The 18,683-nt window shown below is 59.5% G+C and carries 15 protein-coding genes; 13 read left to right on the top strand and 2 right to left on the bottom strand.

Features of this window, described 5'->3' with window-relative positions; all coding sequences use genetic code 11:
* Positions 1–38: 38 nt before the first annotated feature.
* The 8 genes from ACP7DW_RS16865 (at position 39) to ACP7DW_RS16830 (ending at position 11,688) form a co-directional block, all read left to right on the top strand.
* Entirely contained in the window at positions 39–2,609 is a 2,571-nt protein-coding gene (locus ACP7DW_RS16865; protein WP_426055848.1) for a dynamin family protein, read from the top strand.
* The gene (locus ACP7DW_RS16860; protein ID WP_426055847.1) at positions 2,524–4,881 is read left to right on the top strand and encodes a dynamin family protein; all 2,358 of its coding nucleotides are present in this window, start codon (positions 2,524–2,526) and stop codon (positions 4,879–4,881) included. Before ACP7DW_RS16865 ends, ACP7DW_RS16860 begins: the two co-directional genes overlap by 86 nt.
* The gene (locus ACP7DW_RS16855; protein ID WP_426055846.1) at positions 4,878–5,615 is read left to right on the top strand and encodes a DUF1566 domain-containing protein; all 738 of its coding nucleotides are present in this window, start codon (positions 4,878–4,880) and stop codon (positions 5,613–5,615) included. The genes ACP7DW_RS16860 and ACP7DW_RS16855 overlap by 4 nt, the downstream gene beginning before the upstream one ends.
* The gene (locus tag ACP7DW_RS16850) at positions 5,602–6,345 is read left to right on the top strand and encodes a hypothetical protein (protein ID WP_426055845.1); all 744 of its coding nucleotides are present in this window, start codon (positions 5,602–5,604) and stop codon (positions 6,343–6,345) included. Before ACP7DW_RS16855 ends, ACP7DW_RS16850 begins: the two co-directional genes overlap by 14 nt.
* Positions 6,342–7,847 (top strand): dynamin family protein, encoded by a 1,506-nt coding sequence (locus ACP7DW_RS16845; protein ID WP_426055844.1) that lies wholly within the window; start codon positions 6,342–6,344, stop codon positions 7,845–7,847. The genes ACP7DW_RS16850 and ACP7DW_RS16845 overlap by 4 nt, the downstream gene beginning before the upstream one ends.
* Entirely contained in the window at positions 7,844–8,332 is a 489-nt protein-coding gene (locus ACP7DW_RS16840) for a hypothetical protein (RefSeq protein WP_426055843.1), read from the top strand. The genes ACP7DW_RS16845 and ACP7DW_RS16840 overlap by 4 nt, the downstream gene beginning before the upstream one ends.
* Before the next feature lie 23 nt (positions 8,333–8,355).
* A complete protein-coding gene (locus ACP7DW_RS16835) occupies positions 8,356–10,995 on the top strand; it encodes a hypothetical protein (RefSeq protein ID WP_426055842.1) in 2,640 nt (879 codons plus the stop codon).
* Positions 10,996–11,199: 204 nt separating this feature from the next.
* Positions 11,200–11,688 carry a PaaI family thioesterase gene (locus ACP7DW_RS16830; protein WP_426055841.1) on the top strand — a complete coding sequence of 163 codons (489 nt, stop codon included), beginning with the start codon at positions 11,200–11,202 and terminating at the stop codon, positions 11,686–11,688.
* Here ACP7DW_RS16830 and gstA read toward each other — a convergent pair.
* Entirely contained in the window at positions 11,645–12,286 is a 642-nt protein-coding gene (gstA, locus tag ACP7DW_RS16825) for a glutathione transferase GstA (protein WP_426055840.1), read from the bottom strand. The genes ACP7DW_RS16830 and gstA overlap by 44 nt on opposite strands.
* 144 nt (positions 12,287–12,430) lie before the next feature.
* Positions 12,431–13,291, bottom strand: a complete 861-nt coding sequence (locus ACP7DW_RS16820; protein WP_426055839.1) for a LysR substrate-binding domain-containing protein — start codon at positions 13,289–13,291, stop codon at positions 12,431–12,433.
* A gap of 118 nt (positions 13,292–13,409) precedes the next feature.
* Here ACP7DW_RS16820 and ACP7DW_RS16815 point away from each other — a divergent pair, with 118 nt between their 5' ends.
* The 5 genes from ACP7DW_RS16815 to ACP7DW_RS16795 all read left to right on the top strand — a co-directional run bounded on the left by ACP7DW_RS16815 (position 13,410) and on the right by ACP7DW_RS16795 (position 18,012).
* Positions 13,410–14,945: an MFS transporter gene (locus ACP7DW_RS16815; protein ID WP_426055838.1), complete on the top strand. Its 1,536-nt coding sequence runs from the start codon at positions 13,410–13,412 to the stop codon at positions 14,943–14,945.
* Positions 14,946–14,992: 47 nt separating this feature from the next.
* Positions 14,993–15,787, top strand: a complete 795-nt coding sequence (locus tag ACP7DW_RS16810; RefSeq protein ID WP_426055837.1) for a TOTE conflict system archaeo-eukaryotic primase domain-containing protein — start codon at positions 14,993–14,995, stop codon at positions 15,785–15,787.
* A gap of 174 nt (positions 15,788–15,961) precedes the next feature.
* A complete protein-coding gene (locus ACP7DW_RS16805) occupies positions 15,962–16,474 on the top strand; it encodes a DUF1579 domain-containing protein (protein WP_426055836.1) in 513 nt (170 codons plus the stop codon).
* Between the two features lie 75 nt (positions 16,475–16,549).
* On the top strand, positions 16,550–16,846 hold the full coding sequence (locus ACP7DW_RS16800) for a hypothetical protein (protein ID WP_426055835.1): 297 nt from the start codon (positions 16,550–16,552) through the stop codon (positions 16,844–16,846).
* Between the two features lie 812 nt (positions 16,847–17,658).
* Positions 17,659–18,012: a hypothetical protein gene (locus tag ACP7DW_RS16795; RefSeq protein ID WP_426055834.1), complete on the top strand. Its 354-nt coding sequence runs from the start codon at positions 17,659–17,661 to the stop codon at positions 18,010–18,012.
* The last annotated feature ends 671 nt before the right edge of the window (positions 18,013–18,683 follow it).

Below are 18,683 nucleotides of genomic sequence, written 5' to 3'. Positions count from 1 at the left end.
CCATATCTAAACAGCTATTCACCTCGGCGGCAGCGGCATTGAGTAGTTCCCTTGCCATTGTTAATGGCTGGCGTGAAGATACCTTTATTCTTGATGTGTCATTGATTATTGGTCAAATTCTGGATTTTCACGATAGTGCGACATTAGTTGTCGCAGTACGTTTTATCTTGTTAATTCTTCCGATGGGGGGATGTTGGTTAGTTTCTGCCTGGAAAATATCGTTACAATATGCTTCGACGATTTTTCTGGCTCATATAAAGGCTATTTCAAGAATGAATTCATCTGTCAATGTCATTGAAAATGCAGTAATCAGTGCTGGCTTGCACTCCCGCCAGGAACGGATTCAAGAGGCGCAGGTTTTATTGCAGCGTACGCAGTCCATATTTGAACGGTTTGGCGGTGATGAATTGAAAAGTTCGCATGCCAAATTTGCTGAATTAAGCCGTTCACTGGAGGCTGACCGCAACGTGATGCTGGTATTCGTTGGTGAATTCTCGCGTGGGAAGTCCAGTCTGGTGAATGCACTGCTGGGTATCAAGTTGCTACGCCATGCACAAGAGGCGACAACGGCAATTAATACTTTTGTACGCGCTTTGCCAGCAGGGCGCACGGAACGGTTTATTCGCGTGCATTTTGTCGATGGCCAGTCGGCGCAGGAAATTGCATGGACGGATGCCAGCGCGCTGGAGCGCTGGAGTACTGAACTTGATGCACTCAATGCGGATGCCCGCTTATCCGTGGATCGCATCGAGATTTTCATGCAGCATCCCTTGCTCGATCTGGGGCTGGTATTAATCGATACGCCAGGACTGGAATCGATGGTGCAGCACCATGAAGAAATCACGCGTCGGGCTATTGCGGAAGCGCATATCGCGGTATGGGTGCAAAGCGCGTTGCAATTGGGTGCGAATGCTTCTGAATGGAAATTTGTCGCCGGTACGCTGCGCAAGGACTTCAGTAAATTCATTACGGTCGTGAACATGTGGGACGTCATCCTGGAATCGTCGGAGGGTATGGCCGAACCCATGTCCGATGCCAGACTTTCCGATTTGAAACTGGAACATGTGCGTGCCAACTTCCGCAAACAGTTGCACGATCAACCGGAAGCTGAACTGGCATTGATGACAGACCAGCAACACTTGATGGGTGTCAGTGCCGCATGGGCGTTGTCCGACGACGCGCATAAACGGGCGCGTTCTGGCGTTGATTTCTTGTCGCAGCGGATCAGCGACATGTTTTGCAATGGCGAGGCGCTGGAACAGATCTATCTGAAACCGCTGAAACAGTTGTCGCACATTCAAGAGCAATTGTCTGAACGCATAGCCACGGAGCGGATGCAACTGGCCTCGACGGATACGGAAGAGCAGCGTGCACGCGATCTGGCGTTGCTGGACGAAGAAATCAAGAATCTGGAACTGGAAATGCGCAACCTGGAGGAGGAGTCTGCAGGGGAGCACAGGCGTGCCGCCAAGCACCGGGCCAAGGAAATTGAACATCAGCTGATCGCCCCGCTGGCCAATTTGAAGGCCCAGGTCGAAATTCACCTGACCGTTGGCTACATCGAATCGCAGATCGCCAAGAGAGTCAATAAGATAGGCTTGCCTGCCCAAGTGGCACGTGAGTTTGAAGACGTCGTCGGCACGGTGAATCAGCTTTGGCAAAGTCAGCGGCAGTTGCTGGCCGAAAGCCTGGAAGGTTTGCGCGCCGTGTATGAAAAAAGCATGGCGCACCACGCGAAGCAATTGAATGCGTCGCTGGGGGAGATGCAGATCAGTTTGCCAAAGCTGGACGTGGGGTTCGATCTGGATTTGTCCCTGATCGAGGACCATCATGCGCAAGCGTTGGAACTGGAGCAGACCATTGCCGAGCGCGAAGATGAACTGGAGCGCTTGAAACTGAAAGCCCTGCAGCATGCGCCAAACGAGCGCGATATCGAGCTGGCTCGCATCGCCCTGGAACGTGCGGAAGCCCAACTGGACAGGCTCGGCGGGCAACCGGCACCACGTACCGGGAACCGCAGTGTCAAACGTAGCGGCGGGATGTACAGCAGTGATCGCCATGAAAATGAAGAGTTTCTCGATTACAGCAATGTCGAGTCATGGAAAGAGGATTTGGCGCGCCAGCAAGAAAATCTTGCTGACAAAGCCGCTCGAATGGAGTTCATCAAGCAACAGGAGTTGCAAAAGACCGGCGTGCGCCTGTCTGCCGAGGCTGCGCTGCGCAAGTATGAAAAGGAACTGCAGACGTTCAATCGCAAGAAACAGGCGGCCGAGCAGGCACGCCAGGACGAGCAGCAGCACCTGGTTTCGGCAACCTTGGCACAGTTGACGGCCGCCACTGTTGGCCAGTTGCAGCAACGCATTTCTTATTTGCAAGAACATGTCAGCGGATCGGTACAGCAACTTTACGATAATCAGCTGGCCCTGCTGCAAAGTTGCGTCAGCGAACAATTTGTCGAGCCCTTGAGCGACAAGCGTGCCCAGCGAGAATCCGTGCATCAATTGTTGCAACAAGGACAAGCCGATGTGGCGCGCCGCGAACAGCAATTACAAGCAGCGCAGCAGGAACTGGCGCAATTGGTACAGCAAACCCAGGCCACAGGCCGCTGAGGAAACCACGATGGACAAAATTCAAGATACGCTGGTGCAACTGGCGCCGTTGTTGCCAACCGACTTGCAAGAGCAGGCCCGCGAACTGGCTGCATCCAGGCTGGTGGCCAGTGCGCCGCTGCAATTGGTCGTGCTGGGCGGTTTTTCCGTTGGCAAGAGCAGTTTGTTGAATATGCTGATGGGCGAGGCCTTGCTGCATACGGCGCCGGAAGAAGCGACGGCGCTGCCGACGTTTATCGAGCACGGCGCTGCGCAGTCGATGGCGCTGGTGGGGCCGGATGGTAGTACCTTGCCGCTGGATCTCGATGGTTTTCGTCAGGCGACCTCGCAGGCACCGGACGGTGCGGTCTGCGCCACGCTGGCGCTGCCGCTGGAATGGTTGCGCGATGTGACGGTGGTCGACTTGCCTGGTCTGGGCAGCGTGTCGGCGGCCCGCCAGGAATACACTGCGGCCCAGGTGCAGCAGGCGGATGCGGTGCTGTATCTGCTTGAGCCGCGTGGGCCGACACGCCAGGATATGGAAGCATTGCGCATCGTGCGCCAGTACGGCAAGCGGGTAAAAGTCGTGGTCACGCGCTGGGATATGGTGGAGAACAGTGTGGCGCAAGGCGAGAAGGCGCCGGATCTGGGGCGCTGGTCAGAGCAGATCAAAGCTGAAACGGGCCTCTGCGTGGACTTGCAATGCGTCAGCGTGCACGGACTGGGGCGCGAACAATTGTTGCAATTCGTGGCGCAATCGCGGCAAGAACTGTCCACAATCCGCTTGCAACGTTTCCGCTCGGAAATGCGACCGCTGCTGGAGAACGCGATGGGCAGCAATGTGCAGGCACAGCACGCCTGCCAGCTGCGGTCGGAAGATGCCGTGCGCGGCGCGCATGCGGAGGTACTGGAGAAGAAGCAGCAACTGTATGTCATGAAGACCGAGCTGTATGCGCGCCAGAAAGAGGAGACCACAAAGCTTGAGCGTGATGCGGATGATGCCGCCACACGCCGCCGGCAGGCGCTGCAGCGGCAATTGCAGCAGTTGCTGCAGGTGCAGGCGGACAGTGGCGTGGCAGTGGATTGGAAGCACTTTGGTCTGCAGGGCGGCGAGCAGTTGCGCGAAGCGCTCGCGGCGCTGGCCGTTGATTTCAGCTCGCGTTCGGTGGCTTATGGCGCATTGCAGCTGCCCGATGCGCAGGTCAGCAGCTTCAACTTGCGCCTGCCCGTTCCCGTCGCGGTGGATGTCAGCACTTTTCTCGAGACGGGGAAACTGTTGCAGCTGCAGCAGGCCTTATCGGAAAAGCAGCAGCTCGTCCTGGCAACGGAAAACCAGCTGCAGGCCTTGCCCAGCGTCGACCTTGCTGCCGACGAGCAGCAGCTCCATGCGCTGGCGCAGCAACGGCGATACGTGCTCGAGGAGCCGCTGGCGCGCGTCATCGAGCGCACGGAGGGCAACGGCGGTGCGCAGTTGGGACGCTTTCTTGGCGAGATTGCCGATCTGGCATTGATATGTGTCAACCCTGCGACCGTTGGCGCCAAGGTGGGGGCATTGGTTGGCCAGGGTGTCAAGATTCGTAACGTGGCCGTCAAGGCCCAGCAGATCAGCAGGGTCGTCACGGAGGCAACCAAGGTGGCGCAGGCGATCCGTACCGGCGATCCGCACCCGAACATTCCGCAACCCATCTTGCAGAAACTGGGTGCGCTTGAGGTTCTATCGCTCGCTTACTGGGGCGAGCGGATCGGCAATGCCTGTGGCGGTGCGCCGAGCGAACGCAGCGTCGTCGATCCGCAGGCGCTGGCGGAGCAGCGGCGGGCAGTGGCCGAACTGGATGCCGGCCTGCAGTGCGCGCGCAATGAGTTGGTGCGCAAGGAACGTCTGGCCAGCGAGCGCGAGTTGACTGGTTGGGCACTGGAGCAAAGCAACAAGGAAGCGCTGCGCCTGCAGCAGGAGATCAGCGAACTGACCGTGAGGCTTGAGGCTCGCGCGGAACAGGCGCGGCAGGAAGCGCATGTGCAGCATCAGCGCACTGTCTTGCTGGCATTGGAGCGTGCCGTCGGCGATTGGCTGCGCAGCTATGAACAGCAGGCGGCGGGCATGCAGCAATTGCTGATGGGCAAGGCGGCGGCCTACTGGGCGCAGCATGTCGAATCGGCGCTGGCCGCCAGCCTGGAGCAGTTGCAGGTCCAGCTTGCACACCTTGATGCTGCGCCGCAGGAACGCGCGCTGGCGCTTACACAGTTACAGCGTGAAGCGCAGGGCATCGAGGCGGCGATCGCGGCGCTGGCATGAGCAAGGCGGACGAATCCCTGGCCGGCTTGCTGGCAATGGCTGCGCCCGCGCCCATGGAACGCTATGTGGAGCAATTGGCGCAGATGTCTGCCGGCAAACAGGGTATGGCGCAGCAATTGCGTGAATTGCAGCAACAAGTGCAGCGTCTTGAGCGACTGCATGCGCCCAGCGCGCGTGAAATTGCCCAGGAAATCAGCATCGTCAAGCGTATTGCGGCACGCCAGCGTGCCGGTACCATGGCGGACGGCACGGCGGCCTGGCGCAAGATCGGGCCGGCAGGTGAACTGTTGCCACTGGCTAGCGAGGAGTGGAGCGCGGCGCTGGATCAGGGCTACGAACTGATGTGGACGGTGAATACGCGTTTGCAGGGCGAGTGGCCACACCGTAGTGGCCGCTGTCAGTGGCGAACGGTGTTGCAGCAGTTGGCCATGCTCAACTACAACGGCTGGTGCGGACACCGCGACTGGCGCGTGCCGACGCTCGATGAGCTCAAGACCCTGCTACAAACGGGAGCGCCGTCGCTGCATGGCGGGACTGTGCAGCAGGATTTTTGCATCAGCAGCCGGTTCTTTCCCGACTTGCAGGGGGAGGCGGAGTACTGGTCGTCGAACAGCGACCAGGAATATGAGCAACACATGCAGACGCTGAGTTTTTCGCAACGCACTGTCGGTACTTGCGGACTTGGCGGATATGCCCATCTGCGTTTTGTCCGGAGTGCACGTGGACAAGGCTGATGACGCATTGCTGGATAATCTGAGCGCAATTTTGCAAAATGATATCGCCAGTTTCTCCCTGTCCGCCAATACCGCAGGCGCCTCGCGCGCGTTGCGGCGGCTCGATGCGGTGGCTTGTCACTTCCCGCCTTTCCTGGCGCTGCTGGTGGAGCCATGGCAGGACCGTACAGACCCCGGGTTTGCGGCGACGCTGCTGGACTGCGCGCGCGTCCATCTGTATGCGCGCGTGCTCGATGATGCTCTTGACGAAAATCTGCCCATCGACCGGCAGCATCTGCTGCGCATGCAGCCACTGTTCTGGCGTACGGTGTTCGCGCTCGGCGCGCGCTATCCGGCATTGCAGGAGCCTTGCGCCGCGCTGATTGCCGAGACGGTACACGCCGTGGCGCAAGATGATCGCCAGGCCAGGCCGAAGGATTGGGGGGCGAAAAATCACCACCTGCTGCTGGCGCCGCTGCTTCTGTCGGGAAATAATGATGCTTTTCGCGCGGCACAACCGGGATTGTCCGGTTTGATTGCCGTCGCCCAGGCATGCGAGGAGCGCGAACAGGGAGAGCTTGCCAGGCGGCACATGCCGGGTGCCGTCCTGGCCTGCCTGCCAGGCTGGCTCGACGCACAGGCAGTGGCATCGCTGGCGCGTCATGGCTGGCAGTCGGCGGCGCGGCGCTTGTTGCGGGACGGCCGCGGTTTGCTGGACAGTCTTGAATATCAATACACGGGATCAGTATGAATGCATCAAAAACACAGCCTGGCACGCTGCATGAAGCCATGGCGGCGTTTGCCTCGCAGATGGCGGGCTGGCATGGCATCAGCGATGGCAGTCTGACGGCACGCATCGTGGGGGAGTTTTCCGCCGGAAAAACACGGCTGGTCAATGAATTGCTGGGGGATATGGTGCCACAAGCATTGAAACCCATCAGCTCGCGCGAAGTGCAAACCCGCTTGCCACTGGAAGTGACATATGGCGCGCAGGCGGCGCTGCATCTGGTCGAGCGGGAGTGCGATACGGACCAAGCCACTGTCATCAAGGCGCTGGCACATTTTCCCCAGCGTGGGGAAATCCTTGCCGCCGACTATGCGCCGCAGCGTTTCCGCCTGCGCCTGTCCTTGCCCATGCAGCAACTTGTCTTGCCTGAAGGTGATGGTTACATGGAAGGCAATGCACCCAAGCGTCTGTTCTTGATCGACATGCCAGGCTGGAATTCGAGCGAGGACACGCTGGCGGAGCAGCCTGCTGAGTTCATGCTTGCGGGCGACAATAATCTTGCGCTGGTGTACGTGGTCAGCGCCATGCGCCTTGACAGCAGCGTCAATAGACAGCGGCTGCACGATTTCCTGGAGGCATTGAGCGAAGCTTATTTCCGCGGACAGAGCCAATTACTGATGGTGATGACGCATTGCCCGGAAGAGGACCAGCAGCGCCTGCGTGCGCTGGCTGCGTGCCTGGTCAGCGATATATGGACGAAGCTGGGGCTCGATCCGCATGAGTTGGAACTGACAGTGCTTTGCGTGGAATTTGACAGCATGGATGCATTGCAGTTGCAAGCCTTTCGTGCCCGCTTCTGGCAATGCCTGCTGGCGCCGCTGGGGCTGGCAGCGGACCCAGCTCATCCCTGGCAAAGCCGCATGCGTGCTTGGCCGGAGGCGTGGCAACTGGCGCCCAAAGTCGCCGCTACCCATCGTGTGCTGGTGGCCGTGCGCGGCATGCTGGCCGGCATCTGCGACCAAGGGGTATTTTTGCCGGGCATGAACATGCGGCGCCTGGATGGGGCCGAGCAGGAGGAAATACAGAGCACATTGTTCCGGATGTGGAGCAAGCGAGCGCGCGTCAAGGAGTGGAATTCCTTGCTGGAAACATCTGAAGACTTGTTGCTGGCCGCCGACCATCCACTGGCGGCGTGGTGGAATCTGTTTTGGGTCAGCCAGACGAACAGTTTGCTCGATGCCGTCCACGACCTGATGCGCGGAGCTACCCAGGCGCTCGAAGACGTCAGCGCGCAGACCGTTGATCTGGAGGCACACCTGGCCCAGCGCTTGCGCACCTTGCATGCTGCGGCCAGCGTACTCGCCACTGGCAGTTTTGCGCGCCTCGTCGACGCCGTGCATGCCGCTGGCGAGCTACCGGCCGAACGCTTGCTGGCAAGCCTGTTCAGCCTGGCCACCGTGCAGACATATTATGAAAGCCAATGTGGTAAGTTGCTGCAGAAGCAACTGCAGGAGGAAATGCCATGACGGATGAGTATGAGCTGAACTTGTTGCGGGACTTTACGCTGGAGCAATCCTCTCCCGAGGTTCTCAGCGAGTATCTGGAACGCCTGGCGCACAGTGCGTTACAGGACCGCCTGGGCGAGTCCGAGGAGCAACTGACGATGCTGCGCACCGAAATCGCCATTCTTGCGCAAGAAAAGGCTGCGCTGGAAGAGGCATTGCACCTGCTGCGCATGCCTGCCATAGAACCTCTGCTGGTTTTTCTACCTGCGATATTCCGCAATTTCTGGGGTGTCGTGCGCCCGGATGAAGTGGCCATGATGGCGATGACCTGCCAGACCATTACCATACCGTCTCCGTATCCCGACCCTTCGCCCGAAACCGTCTTGTTCATGAAGCGGCGCTTGCAGTCGATGCCGCAAGATGAGCGTGACGCGATCCTGAATTTTTGCCGCAACTTGCCGCACCGCTTGCAAATCAGAGTTGAAATGCGCGGATTTTTCTCATAATGGAACAGGCACGTCAATCCCTCATGAATACTCTGAACGCAGTGCTGCAACAACTGATAAAAAATAAGAATGAGAATGTCGAGATGCAAATGAATACGGGTGATAGCAAGGCTGACTACCACCGCGACAAGCTGGCGGAGCTGGCGGCGAAACTGTCGGAAAAAGCCTTCTGGGTGGTCTGTGCCAATGGTGCGGAGAGCATGTTTTACGATGCCGGCACGCGCCTCTTGTGGAATGCCCAGCCGGATCTGCGCCGATGGAGTGGGGCGCAGGAAGCGACTGTTGGGATTGCCAAGAAGAAAATCGGAAACATCGGTTCCTGGCGCGTCCCGACAGAGCAGGAACTGCTGGAATTTCACAATGCGCCAGCCTGTCCTGGCAAGGCGGCTCCTTTTGATTTCTTCCTGCACCGCAGCCCCTGGCTGAATGTCAAGGGAACGGTGGCGGTCGGCACGGTTGCTGGCGATGGCGTCGCAGAGGGCAATGCGCGCCTGATCGAAGTCAATGATCTTGTCGGAGAAGCGAGCTACCTTGAGTTCATCGAGCAGTGTGTCCAGCGCGGCTGGTCTCTGTTTGATGCGGGGGATACGCGTGCCATCGACCTGCTGGCGCCGTTGCGCGCCGCCGTGCCGTTGCGTTTGCAGTGGCGCGATATCGATTATCGCGGTATGCGCCTGCCGATGCTGGAAGACACGCAATTCGACGATGCCGCCAAGGGCATGTGGGAAGCCTGGGGCATGGATGCGGATACTTTGCGCGCGGAAGCGGTGCGTGCGCGTAATCCGGCCGATGATGTGCGCGATTGGGACGTCGCCATCGACTTTGGCACCAGCAGTACGGTGGTGGCGATCAACGAACATGGCAAGCGCAAACTGCTGCGCGTCGGCGTCGGCAATTTCCTGGACCAGGAAGAGGCCAGCAATTATGAGAATCCCACGATGCTGGAGTTCCTGGACTGGACAGGCTTGATGCGTGTTTGGCAAAGCTGCGCTTATCGCCCGGATGTGGACTGGGAGCACGTGCGTTGTTCGCATGCAGCGTTGCAGGATTTCCTGTCCAGTGATAAGTCGCACCAGATGATCGGCAGTTTGCTGATGCATATCAAGCAATGGGTGCTGGACGCAGAAGCGGGCAAGCGTGTCTTCATTACCGACGGCCGCCAGGTCGAACGTGAATTGCTGGCGCCCTCCGTGCGCAATCCAGTGCGGGGCATGCCGCTCGAGCTGTATGCCGGCGACGATTTCGACCCGGTCGAGTTGTATGCGTGGTTTATTGGCATGAATATCAACTGGCGTGGGCGGGGTTTGTTTTTACGCTATTGCATGACGTTTCCCGTCGACTATCCGCAACTGGTGAAGGACAAGATCCTGGCCTCCTTCCGCCGCGGCCTGCAGCGCAGCCTGCCATCGACCCTCCTGACGGCGCCCGAGTTTCAGAACTTCCGGGTTGACGAAGTGGCTTCCGAGCCGGCTGCGTACGCGGCGGCGGCTTTGCCAAGCCTGGGAATATTGCCGACAAGGGAAGGTGTGGCGTATAGCGTGTTCGATTTTGGCGGAGGTAGCAGCGATTTTGATTTTGGCCACTACCGCTTGCCGGCCGAACATGAAGATCCGGACCTGGAGCAGATCCTGGAGCGTCATGGCGCCGCAGGCGACCGCTATCTTGGGGGCGAGAACTTGTTGGCAAACCTGGCCTATCGTGTCTTCCAGGATAATCTGGCGGCGTGCCTGGAGCTGGGTGCCGTGTTTACCCGGCCTATCGATGCCGATGCTTTCCCGGGCCATGAGCGTATTGTCGAGCAGGGCCGCTATGCCCGCACGAATACATTGGTGCTCATGAGCATATTGCGCCCCTTGTGGGAAACAGGGCGCATGGAGACGCAGAGTCCGACCATCCCTCTGTTTGACCGTAGCGGCAAGCGTAGCGCGCTGCAGTTGAAAATTGCCAAGTCGGCGCTACTCGATTATCTGGAACAGCGTATCGGCCAGGGTGTGCTGGCCTTTTGTGTCGCCATGCAAAAAGCATATCAGGATGCCGTGCCCGACCATGTGCATGTGTTGCTGGCTGGAAATTCGAGCCTGTGCCGGCAGATTTCCGGCTATTTTGGGCTGGACGACGAGGATGCCGGCAAATCGCTGCATGCGAAAATGCAAGCATATATGGCGCAGGTATTTGGCGAAAAAGTCCCCGGCTTGACCGTGCATCCGGCCCTGGCGAGCAATCCGAAGGACCTGTTTCAACCCACCGCCAAAACCGGCGTTGCCTTGGGCCTGTTGCGCCTGTGTGACGGTGGCGTGGCTGCCGTGGTTGACCATTCTCGTGGCGAGGCGCCGTTTGCCTATTACGTGGGACGTATTCGGCAAGACAAATTTCAGCCAGTGCTCATGCAGGGACATGCTTATGGAGAATGGGTGGAGCTGGGGCGGCCACGTGCCGGGGTGTTTAAATTAAGTTGCAGCCAGTCGCCGCTGGCCTACACGGGAGAAATGGAAGAGGGGACACACGGATTACTGCAGATGCGTCTTGAGTTTGCCGGAATCGCCGATGGCCAGCGTGTGTTTGCACGCGCCATCGAGCCTGCCGTCATCGAAATCTGCACCGCTGCCGGCTTGTCGGACATCGATGCCACCCTGGAGGCGCGGCGTATTGTGTTAAAACAATAGTCCGATACGGCAGGAATGGCTGGCGACCGTCACGCACCCGCTGATCGGCGCCTAGCTGTTTGCTGGCCACGTTTCCCGGCTGGTTCAGGATGCGCTGGTCAGCTCTGGTAATGCTGCCGGCCGGCCTTGCCGCTTGCCGGGCGCCGGAAGCAGGGTAGAGTAGTCTCCTGGCGTTTTCCTTGCCCACTTGAGAAAGCAGAATCCATGTCCCATCTTTCCGACCCGCACTTCGCCGAGAAAGTCCGCGCCAGTTTCGATCTGCAAAACGCCATGACCCTGATCCAGGCCAGCCTGCCTGTGGTGAGCCACGGCAGCACGGAAATCCACGTGCCGCACTGGCGCGGCATCGAGCAGCAGCATGGCTTCGTGCACGGCGGCGTGGTGGGCATGATCGCGGACTCGGCCGCCGGCTACGCGGCCATGACCATGGTGCCGGACGGCGGGTCCGTGCTGACGGTGGAATACAAGATGAATTTGCTGGCGCCCGCCGATGGCGAGAAACTGATCACGCGCGGCAAGGTGGTGCGTCCGGGCCGCACCCTGATCGTCACGCAGGCCGTAGTGTTACTGTGCGCGCTGATGCAGCAAACCATCATGGTGATGCACGGCAAGGCGGGAAAAACCGGAGCCTTGCACCGGGCCATGGCGTTCAAGCCGCCTTGGTCAATCCTTCCGCTTCCCAGGCCGCCTTGACGCTGTCGCGCTGGGCCATTCTGCCCAGGAAGGCCTGCACATTGGCCAGGCCCGACAAATCCACGCCTACGCGCGGCGCCCAGCCCGTGATGACGAACAGATAGGCGTCGGCCACGGTGAACGTGTCGCCGGTCAGGTAAGCCTGGCCTTGCAGGCGGCTGTCGACCCATTTGAATTTCTTGCCCAGTTGCTCAATGAACAAGGCCTTGGTGGCGGCGTCGTAGCGGGGATCGAACAGGGGACTGAACGATTTGTGCAGCTCGGACGTGATGTAGTTCTGCCATTCCAGTACCTTGTAGCGGGCAAAGCTGCCCACCGGCGGCAGCAGATCCTGCCTGCCCACCGGCGGCAGCAGATCCTGCCTGCCCGCCTGTTCGGCGATGTACTGGGCGATGACGGGGCCTTCGCTCAAGGTGCTGCCATCGTCGAGGGCCAGCAGCGGCACCTGGCCTTTCGGATTGAGTTCGTAGTAATTGCCGCCTTCCTGCGTCCGGTGCTGGCCCAGGTCGACCTTCACGAGGGTGAAGGCCGCCCCCGTTTCGCGCAGGATGATGTGCGGTGCCTGCGAGCAGGCGCCCGGCGAGTAAAAGAGTTTCATGGCGATCCTTGAACAGGTGGGAAAGCAGCCACTATAGTCCTGCGCCGCCGCACGGTAAACGCATGTTCGCGTGGCGACTATGTCTGCCCGGTCATGCGCCCCATCGCCCTGTACCGCGCCATGCCGCCCTCGCTGCTGGTGCTGTCATGCCGCCGCTCCGGCTGACCACTCGCGCAGCAATAGCCCGAACGCTTCGGCCGCCGCCGTGTTGCCAGCGGCGCGCCAGACGAGCTGGAACTGGGCGGCGGGCAGGGCGGGCAAGCCGTGCTGGCCATCGATGACGATCATGCCCGGCTCCAGGTCGCCCTGCGGCATGGCCGTGATCGCCAGCCCGGCCAGCACGGCGGCGCGCAAGCCCTGCTGGCTGGGCGAGGTGAACGCCACGCGCCAGTCGAGACCGGCGCCGTCGAGGGCGTCGACGCCCACTTGCCGGTGCATGCACGGCGCCGGCGAAAACGCCAGCGGCAGCGGCAGCGCGCCGTCGTGGCGGAAATCGTGCGCCGCTGCCCAGACGAAGCGCGTGCGGCGCAGTACGGCCGCGTCATCCTGGCCATCGGCCAGGGCCATGACGACGGCCAGGTCCAGCGCATCGGCGGCGACGAGTTTCTGCAAGTCAAGATACGTGCCCACCGTCACATCCAGGCGTACGGCGGGAAACAGGTGCGCGAACTGCGCCAGCAGGGCGGGCAGGCGCGCGCCCATGAAATTTTCCGGCACGCCAAAGCGCACGGCGCCCGCGATCGAGGAACGCTGGAAGCGCCGCGACAGCGCATCCTGCGCCGCCAGGATCTGCCGCGCGTGGCGCAGAAAATCCTCGCCATCTTCCGTCAGGCGCAGGCTGCGCGTGGTGCGCAGCAGCAGCGCGGTGCCCGCTTGCTCCTCCAGCCGACGGATCTGGTGGCTGATGGCGGACTGGCTCAGGTGCAGCTGTTCGGCTGCGCGCGTAAAGCCGCCCGTGTCCGCTACGGCGACCAAGGCGCGCAGCAGGGCGGTATCGAAGTCCATGGGATTCCCGTGATTCATGATGAAAATGAATGAATTGTACAAAATTTTATCATTTCCCTCATGAGTTCAGGCTTTCTAGAATGGCGGCTCGCAGTGCGCCGCCTCTACGCGCCCTTCCATGACTACCGACATCAAGGCTTCGATGCACCTGACTACTTCGCAACAAAATGTACTGACCCTGGCCGCCGTGTGCCTGGCCTCGCTCATGTTCGGCCTGGAAATTTCCAGCGTGCCCGTCATCCTGCCCACCCTGGAAACGGTGCTGCATGGCGACTTCAAGGACTTGCAATGGATCATGAATGCCTACACCCTGGCGTGCACCACCGTGCTGATGGCCACGGGCACCCTGGCCGACCGCTATGGCCGCAAACGCCTGCTGCTCGCCAGCCTGGCGCTGTTCGGCCTCAGTTCGCTGGTGTGCGGCTGGGCCGGCAGCACCGGCGTGCTGATCGCCGCGCGCGCGCTGCAGGGCGCGGCCGGCGGCGCCATGCTGATTTGCCAGGTGGCCGTACTGTCGCAGCAGTTCCCGGCCGGCGCCGCGCGGGGCCGGGCATTTGGCGCCTGGGGCATCGTGTTTGGCCTGGGCCTGGGCTTCGGCCCCATCATCGGTGCGGCCATCGTCGCACTATCGAGCTGGCAATGGGTATTCCTTGTGCACGGGCCGCTGGCCGTCGTCGCGCTGCTGCTGGCGGGCCTGGGCGTGACGGAATCGCGCGATCCGCAGCGGCGCAAGCTGGACGTGGCCGGCATCGCCACCCTGTCGCTGGCCGTGTTCAGCCTGGCGTGGTGCATCACGCAGGGCCCGGCGCTGGGTGTCGCCGACCCGCGCACCATGGCCAGCCTGGCCGTGGCGCTGGCCGGTATTGCCGCGTTTGCCGTCATCGAAGGGCGCCAGCCTGAACCGATGATCGATTTCCGCGTATTTCGCATCCGCCGCTTCTCGGGTGCGCTGCTCGGTTCGGCGGGCATGAACTGCAGTTTCTGGCCGCTCATGATCTATCTGCCCCTGTACGTGCAGCATGGCCTCGGCTACAGCAGCCTGGGCACGGGCCTGACCCTGCTGGCCTACACCTTGCCCACCTTGCTCATGCCGCCGCTGGCCGAGCGGCTGGCGCTGCGCTACCGGGCCGATGCGGTCATTCCCGCCGGCTTGCTGGCCATCGGCGCAGGTTTTTTGCTGATGCTGTGGGGCAGCCATGCGGACGCCGCCAGCTGGCTGACGATCTTGCCCGGCTGCCTGCTGGCCGGCACGGGCCTCGGGCTGACCAACACGCCCGTCACCAACACGACGACGGGCGCCGTGCCCGGCGAGCGGGCCGGCATGGCGTCGAGCATCGACATCAGCGCGCGCATGGTCAGCCTGTCCATCAATATCGCGCTGATGGGCTTTATTCTCGTCGCAGGCATCCAGTCCGCCTTGCGCCAGCATGTGCCTGCCGGGATGGATGCGGCGGCGCTGCGCGCCATGGCGGAAGGCTTGTCGGCAGGCAAGGGGGCCGGTGCGCTGCCGGCCGGCGTGGCGAAGCTGGCGCTGGCACAGGGATTTGGCGCCGTGATGCTGTATGGCGGCATAGCCGCCTGCCTGTTCGCCGTGGCCAGCTGGCTGGTGTTTGGTGCCGGGCGGGAGGGTGCGCTAAGGCCGGGGAGGCTATAATCTGGGCACGTTGACAAGTGTTGCTCAACGTCATTACGAGGCTGCCCATGCATAAACTGATTTCCGCACTCACCCGCCTGTACCTGTTCGAGGAACAGCAGCACTACGTCGATGCGCAGGGCGGCGTGCAGCCTTTGATGCCGGCTGTGCTGGCGCGCCATCTGTCGGGCGAGCAGACGGTGGCCGTGCAGCTCGTGACCAGTAGCGGCCTGACGCGCGCGCTGGTGCTGGAGTTTGGCGGCAAGGGCGGCGGCGAAGCGCACTGGAGCGCGCTGTGCACGATCGCCAATGCCGTGCAGCATGAGCTGGACTTGCCGGCGCCCGCCGTCAGCATCTCGGGTACGGCGTTCCAGCTGTGGCTGTCGCTGGCCACGCCCGTGCCCGTCGCCCAGGCGCGCCAGTTCGTGCAGTTGCTGCGCTCGACCTTTTTACCTGTCTCGACCGACATCCTCGCCACCGCGCCGCCAGACGACGTGGAGCAGGTGGCGCTGCCGCCATGTTTGCAGCCGTCGGGCAAGTGGGCCGCCTTCATCCACCCCAGCATGGGCGCCGCCTTCGTCGACGAACCGGGCCTGGACATGCCGCCGCCGCCAGCCGCCCAGCTGGGCTTCCTGGAAAGCTTGCGCAGCATCAATCCGACCCAGTTCGCGCAGGCGCTGGCGAAATTGCAGGGACATGCGGGGCTGGCTGTCGCCGTGCCCGCTCCCGTCGTCGCCGCATTGCCAGTGGCAACGTCCGCCACTGCGCCGGGCTTGCTGCTGCAGGACGCCACGCTGGAAGACATCGTGCGCTGGCTGCATGCGCGCAATATCGAGCCGACTTTGCGGCACAGGTTGCCGTAACGGGGCGATTGCAGATGTTGGCGGCAGGCGGCCAGTAGCGGACATTTTCACGGATGTGACAAAGTACGCTTTTTTCTTGCTGGCAATTTGCTATTCTCTACGGCCGCGCTGGCCCATGTCGGCAATGCAAAGTCAGGCCGAGCAACGCGTTAAGTCCCATCCAGGAAACCATCAATGCACTTGCCCGCCGAGAAAAACGCCCCCCGAGATTTTGATTTCATCATCGGCGATTGGCTGGTGAAACATCGCCGGCTCAATTCCAGATTCACCAATTGCCAGGAATGGACGGAGTTTGACGGGCTCTCTTCGACCGTCAAGACGCTGGGTGGCTTTGGAAACCTGGAGGACAACGTTCTCTACTTCCCGGAAGGTTGCTTCCGCGCCCTTGCACTGCGCTCGTTTTGTATGAAATCCGACACCTGGTCGATCTGGTGGCTCGATGCACGCAAGCCGACGACGCTCGATGTCCCTGTCGTTGGAAAATTCTCCAATCACATCGGCGTATTTTTTGCAGATGACCTACTAGATGGCCAAGCAATCAAAGTACGCTTTACCTGGACTGCCACACCTGGGGAAAATCCCCGTTGGGATCAGGCTTTTTCCAAGGACCAAGGAAGAACATGGGAAACGAACTGGACCATGGATTTCGTGCGCGCCGCACAGGAAATGGCAGCCATTCAGCCTTGAAGACTGAGGTTGCCAGCGGCGGCAACCTCAGTCATTGAAGCGAAACTTGAGTAACTAAAATCAATGATAAAAATTATGGAATATGAAATACAACTTCAGTTGGGGCAGAAAATTTCCCGCATGTTTCTATTTTTTTGCTCGTTAATTTTCTTTGGCTGCGCCTTTGCTCCTGACGTTGTACCGGCTCATGTAAGGTTTTTTTCCTTGGCACTATTGGCACTATTTTCTTGCGTAAGGAGCAATAAATCTGCCTTGATTTCTCCGGCAAAGAGCTTGCAATGGAAGTTCATGCCGCCGATACCACGAGCTTTGTTTCTCGCTTTTTTTCAGTTGCTGGCATTGTCGACTGTGATGATGTTCCTGGATGTGTGAATTGCCATGAGTCAACTAGACACTGCTGAACTGCTCATAATTGGCGGTTTTAATAAAAAATGGCGTTGACGCCTATTGCATCGAACCCAATGACTCGATGCGAACATACTCTCTGACGAAACATCTCGAGCTGGCGGGGCGCGTGAAGCCTGGTCTGCTACCTATTACTCGCGTGCCATTCGGTGGACGTTTCGATGGCGTGCTGTGTAGCGCAGTGTTGATGCATATTCGCGAGGACTGTTTTGTAGAGTCGTGGAAATCCATTCTGCAGGTGCTCAAGCCGACCGCGAAGGTACTATTCTCATTACCTTCGATGCACTCTGGTTTGCTTCGAGATCGTCTTGATCGAGATGACCGTTTTTTTGAAAACCACCGCTCTGACGTTGTCGGCTCTATTCTGAGATCTCTCGGTTTTAGTGAAATAGACCTGGGCGTAGAAGCCACTTCCGTGTATCCCGACATAACTTGGACCATTTCTCTCTTCGAGTCCACGGCACCTAAGTAATCCTCAGGAAATTATTGTAAATTTATGACGAACAGAACCGGATGCTCTGCAAGGCGCCCGCTGCGACGCAGTGCGAGCACTGCTAGCAGCGGGCAAGCCTCGTCGGCCACCTTGCAGAGCGCCGGTTATGGATGTCAGAAATCACAATAATTTATTGCGACCTACTTAGCGGCCAGAAGCAGATGTTCACGTTGATGTGACAATGCGTGACTTTTCTAGGTTGATAATTCGTTATGCTCATAGGCCGCTGGCGACCAACTCTGTATGTTGACCAGCTCCTCAAACCAGTTCTTCGCACAGTCCGATCATGACCACATTGCGTAAAGCAATTATCCTGGCAGTCTTTTTTGCGGTGATAAGCGCTGGCGCAGCGCTGTCATATGCAGCACCGTGGACGGACATATCGTGGCGGCAAGCGTTGCTTTGGACAGGTTCCTTCTGTTGTCTCGGATTCTTACTCGGGGGGATATACGCCTTCGATCCGGATTCCGACTTGAAGATCAAGTCCAGTGCAATCGGTCGGATGTCATTCGGAGTCATAGCCTCATTAATATTGTCCGCTTTGTGGCGCTGGCCGCTTGAAGGCGTTGCGCTCGCAAGCCTTATTGGTGCTGTGCTTGGGTATTTAGGCATGATGTGGGCAAAATTTGCCGACTTTTGACGATAGCTCTCTGTCTGCAACGGGGCGGAAGCTGCCAGCACCAGAGGTTCACTTAGGCAAAATTTTTGTCACGATAAATGCGACCAAACACCTACTACTATGTTGAGTTCGAAAGTTTTGGAGATATGCCAACTCGGTCAGCTTTTCGTTCTGTTAGCGAAGCTGAAGTTCTTAGTTTTTCGAATCTCAATCTTAAACCCGGCTCAGAGCTTTTTGTTGCGTGCCTTGGCGCGTCCGTAGACTACGGCAATCTTATAGTTGAAATAGATGCGCAAGAGCGAGCCATCGTCGCCGCACATGAACATTGCGGGTTTATAGCCGAAGGACTGACGGTGAGCGCTGCTATAAATACTCTGAAGTGTTGGTTACCGTTGCAGCGCAGAACTCCAGGAATTCAATGGAAAAGCCAATGATTCTTCAGTTCATGTCTACGCCGCAATCGGCCAGGATCCGACATTGGGAATCGAGATATATCATGCATGATCGTAAAACACGTTCTGAGGATAATGAGTATGGACTCCGAACACGTTCTCTATATTAGGCGTCCAGGTCCTAGGCCTGCTTTCCACCTCGTGGCTGAACACTTGTGGGGGGCGGGTTGCGACTATGACTCAGACGGAAATAGTATGACGGCCCTAGATAGCGAATGGACAGAACTCACTGTAGCCTTG

Source organism: Janthinobacterium sp. PSRC1-1 (genome assembly GCF_049897525.1).
Classification (GTDB): Bacteria; Pseudomonadota; Gammaproteobacteria; order Burkholderiales; family Burkholderiaceae_D; genus Janthinobacterium; species Janthinobacterium tructae.
Note: the sequence above shows the minus strand (reverse complement) of the source record. Positions and strands in the feature narration are given on the sequence as shown.

Coding starts and splice junctions, on each gene's coding strand:
- ACP7DW_RS16855 (WP_426055846.1), top strand. CDS start 4,878: ATGAGCAAGGCGGACGAATCCCTGGCCGGCTTGCTGGCAATGGCTGCG.
- ACP7DW_RS16840 (WP_426055843.1), top strand. CDS start 7,844: ATGACGGATGAGTATGAGCTGAACTTGTTGCGGGACTTTACGCTGGAG.
- ACP7DW_RS16795 (WP_426055834.1), top strand. CDS start 17,659: ATGACCACATTGCGTAAAGCAATTATCCTGGCAGTCTTTTTTGCGGTG.
- ACP7DW_RS16810 (WP_426055837.1), top strand. CDS start 14,993: ATGCATAAACTGATTTCCGCACTCACCCGCCTGTACCTGTTCGAGGAA.
- ACP7DW_RS16845 (WP_426055844.1), top strand. CDS start 6,342: ATGAATGCATCAAAAACACAGCCTGGCACGCTGCATGAAGCCATGGCG.
- ACP7DW_RS16815 (WP_426055838.1), top strand. CDS start 13,410: ATGACTACCGACATCAAGGCTTCGATGCACCTGACTACTTCGCAACAA.
- ACP7DW_RS16835 (WP_426055842.1), top strand. CDS start 8,356: ATGAATACTCTGAACGCAGTGCTGCAACAACTGATAAAAAATAAGAAT.
- ACP7DW_RS16820 (WP_426055839.1), bottom strand. CDS start 13,291: ATGGACTTCGATACCGCCCTGCTGCGCGCCTTGGTCGCCGTAGCGGAC.
- ACP7DW_RS16860 (WP_426055847.1), top strand. CDS start 2,524: ATGTGGCGCGCCGCGAACAGCAATTACAAGCAGCGCAGCAGGAACTGG.
- gstA (WP_426055840.1), bottom strand. CDS start 12,286: ATGAAACTCTTTTACTCGCCGGGCGCCTGCTCGCAGGCACCGCACATC.
- ACP7DW_RS16830 (WP_426055841.1), top strand. CDS start 11,200: ATGTCCCATCTTTCCGACCCGCACTTCGCCGAGAAAGTCCGCGCCAGT.
- ACP7DW_RS16800 (WP_426055835.1), top strand. CDS start 16,550: ATGGAATATGAAATACAACTTCAGTTGGGGCAGAAAATTTCCCGCATG.
- ACP7DW_RS16805 (WP_426055836.1), top strand. CDS start 15,962: ATGCACTTGCCCGCCGAGAAAAACGCCCCCCGAGATTTTGATTTCATC.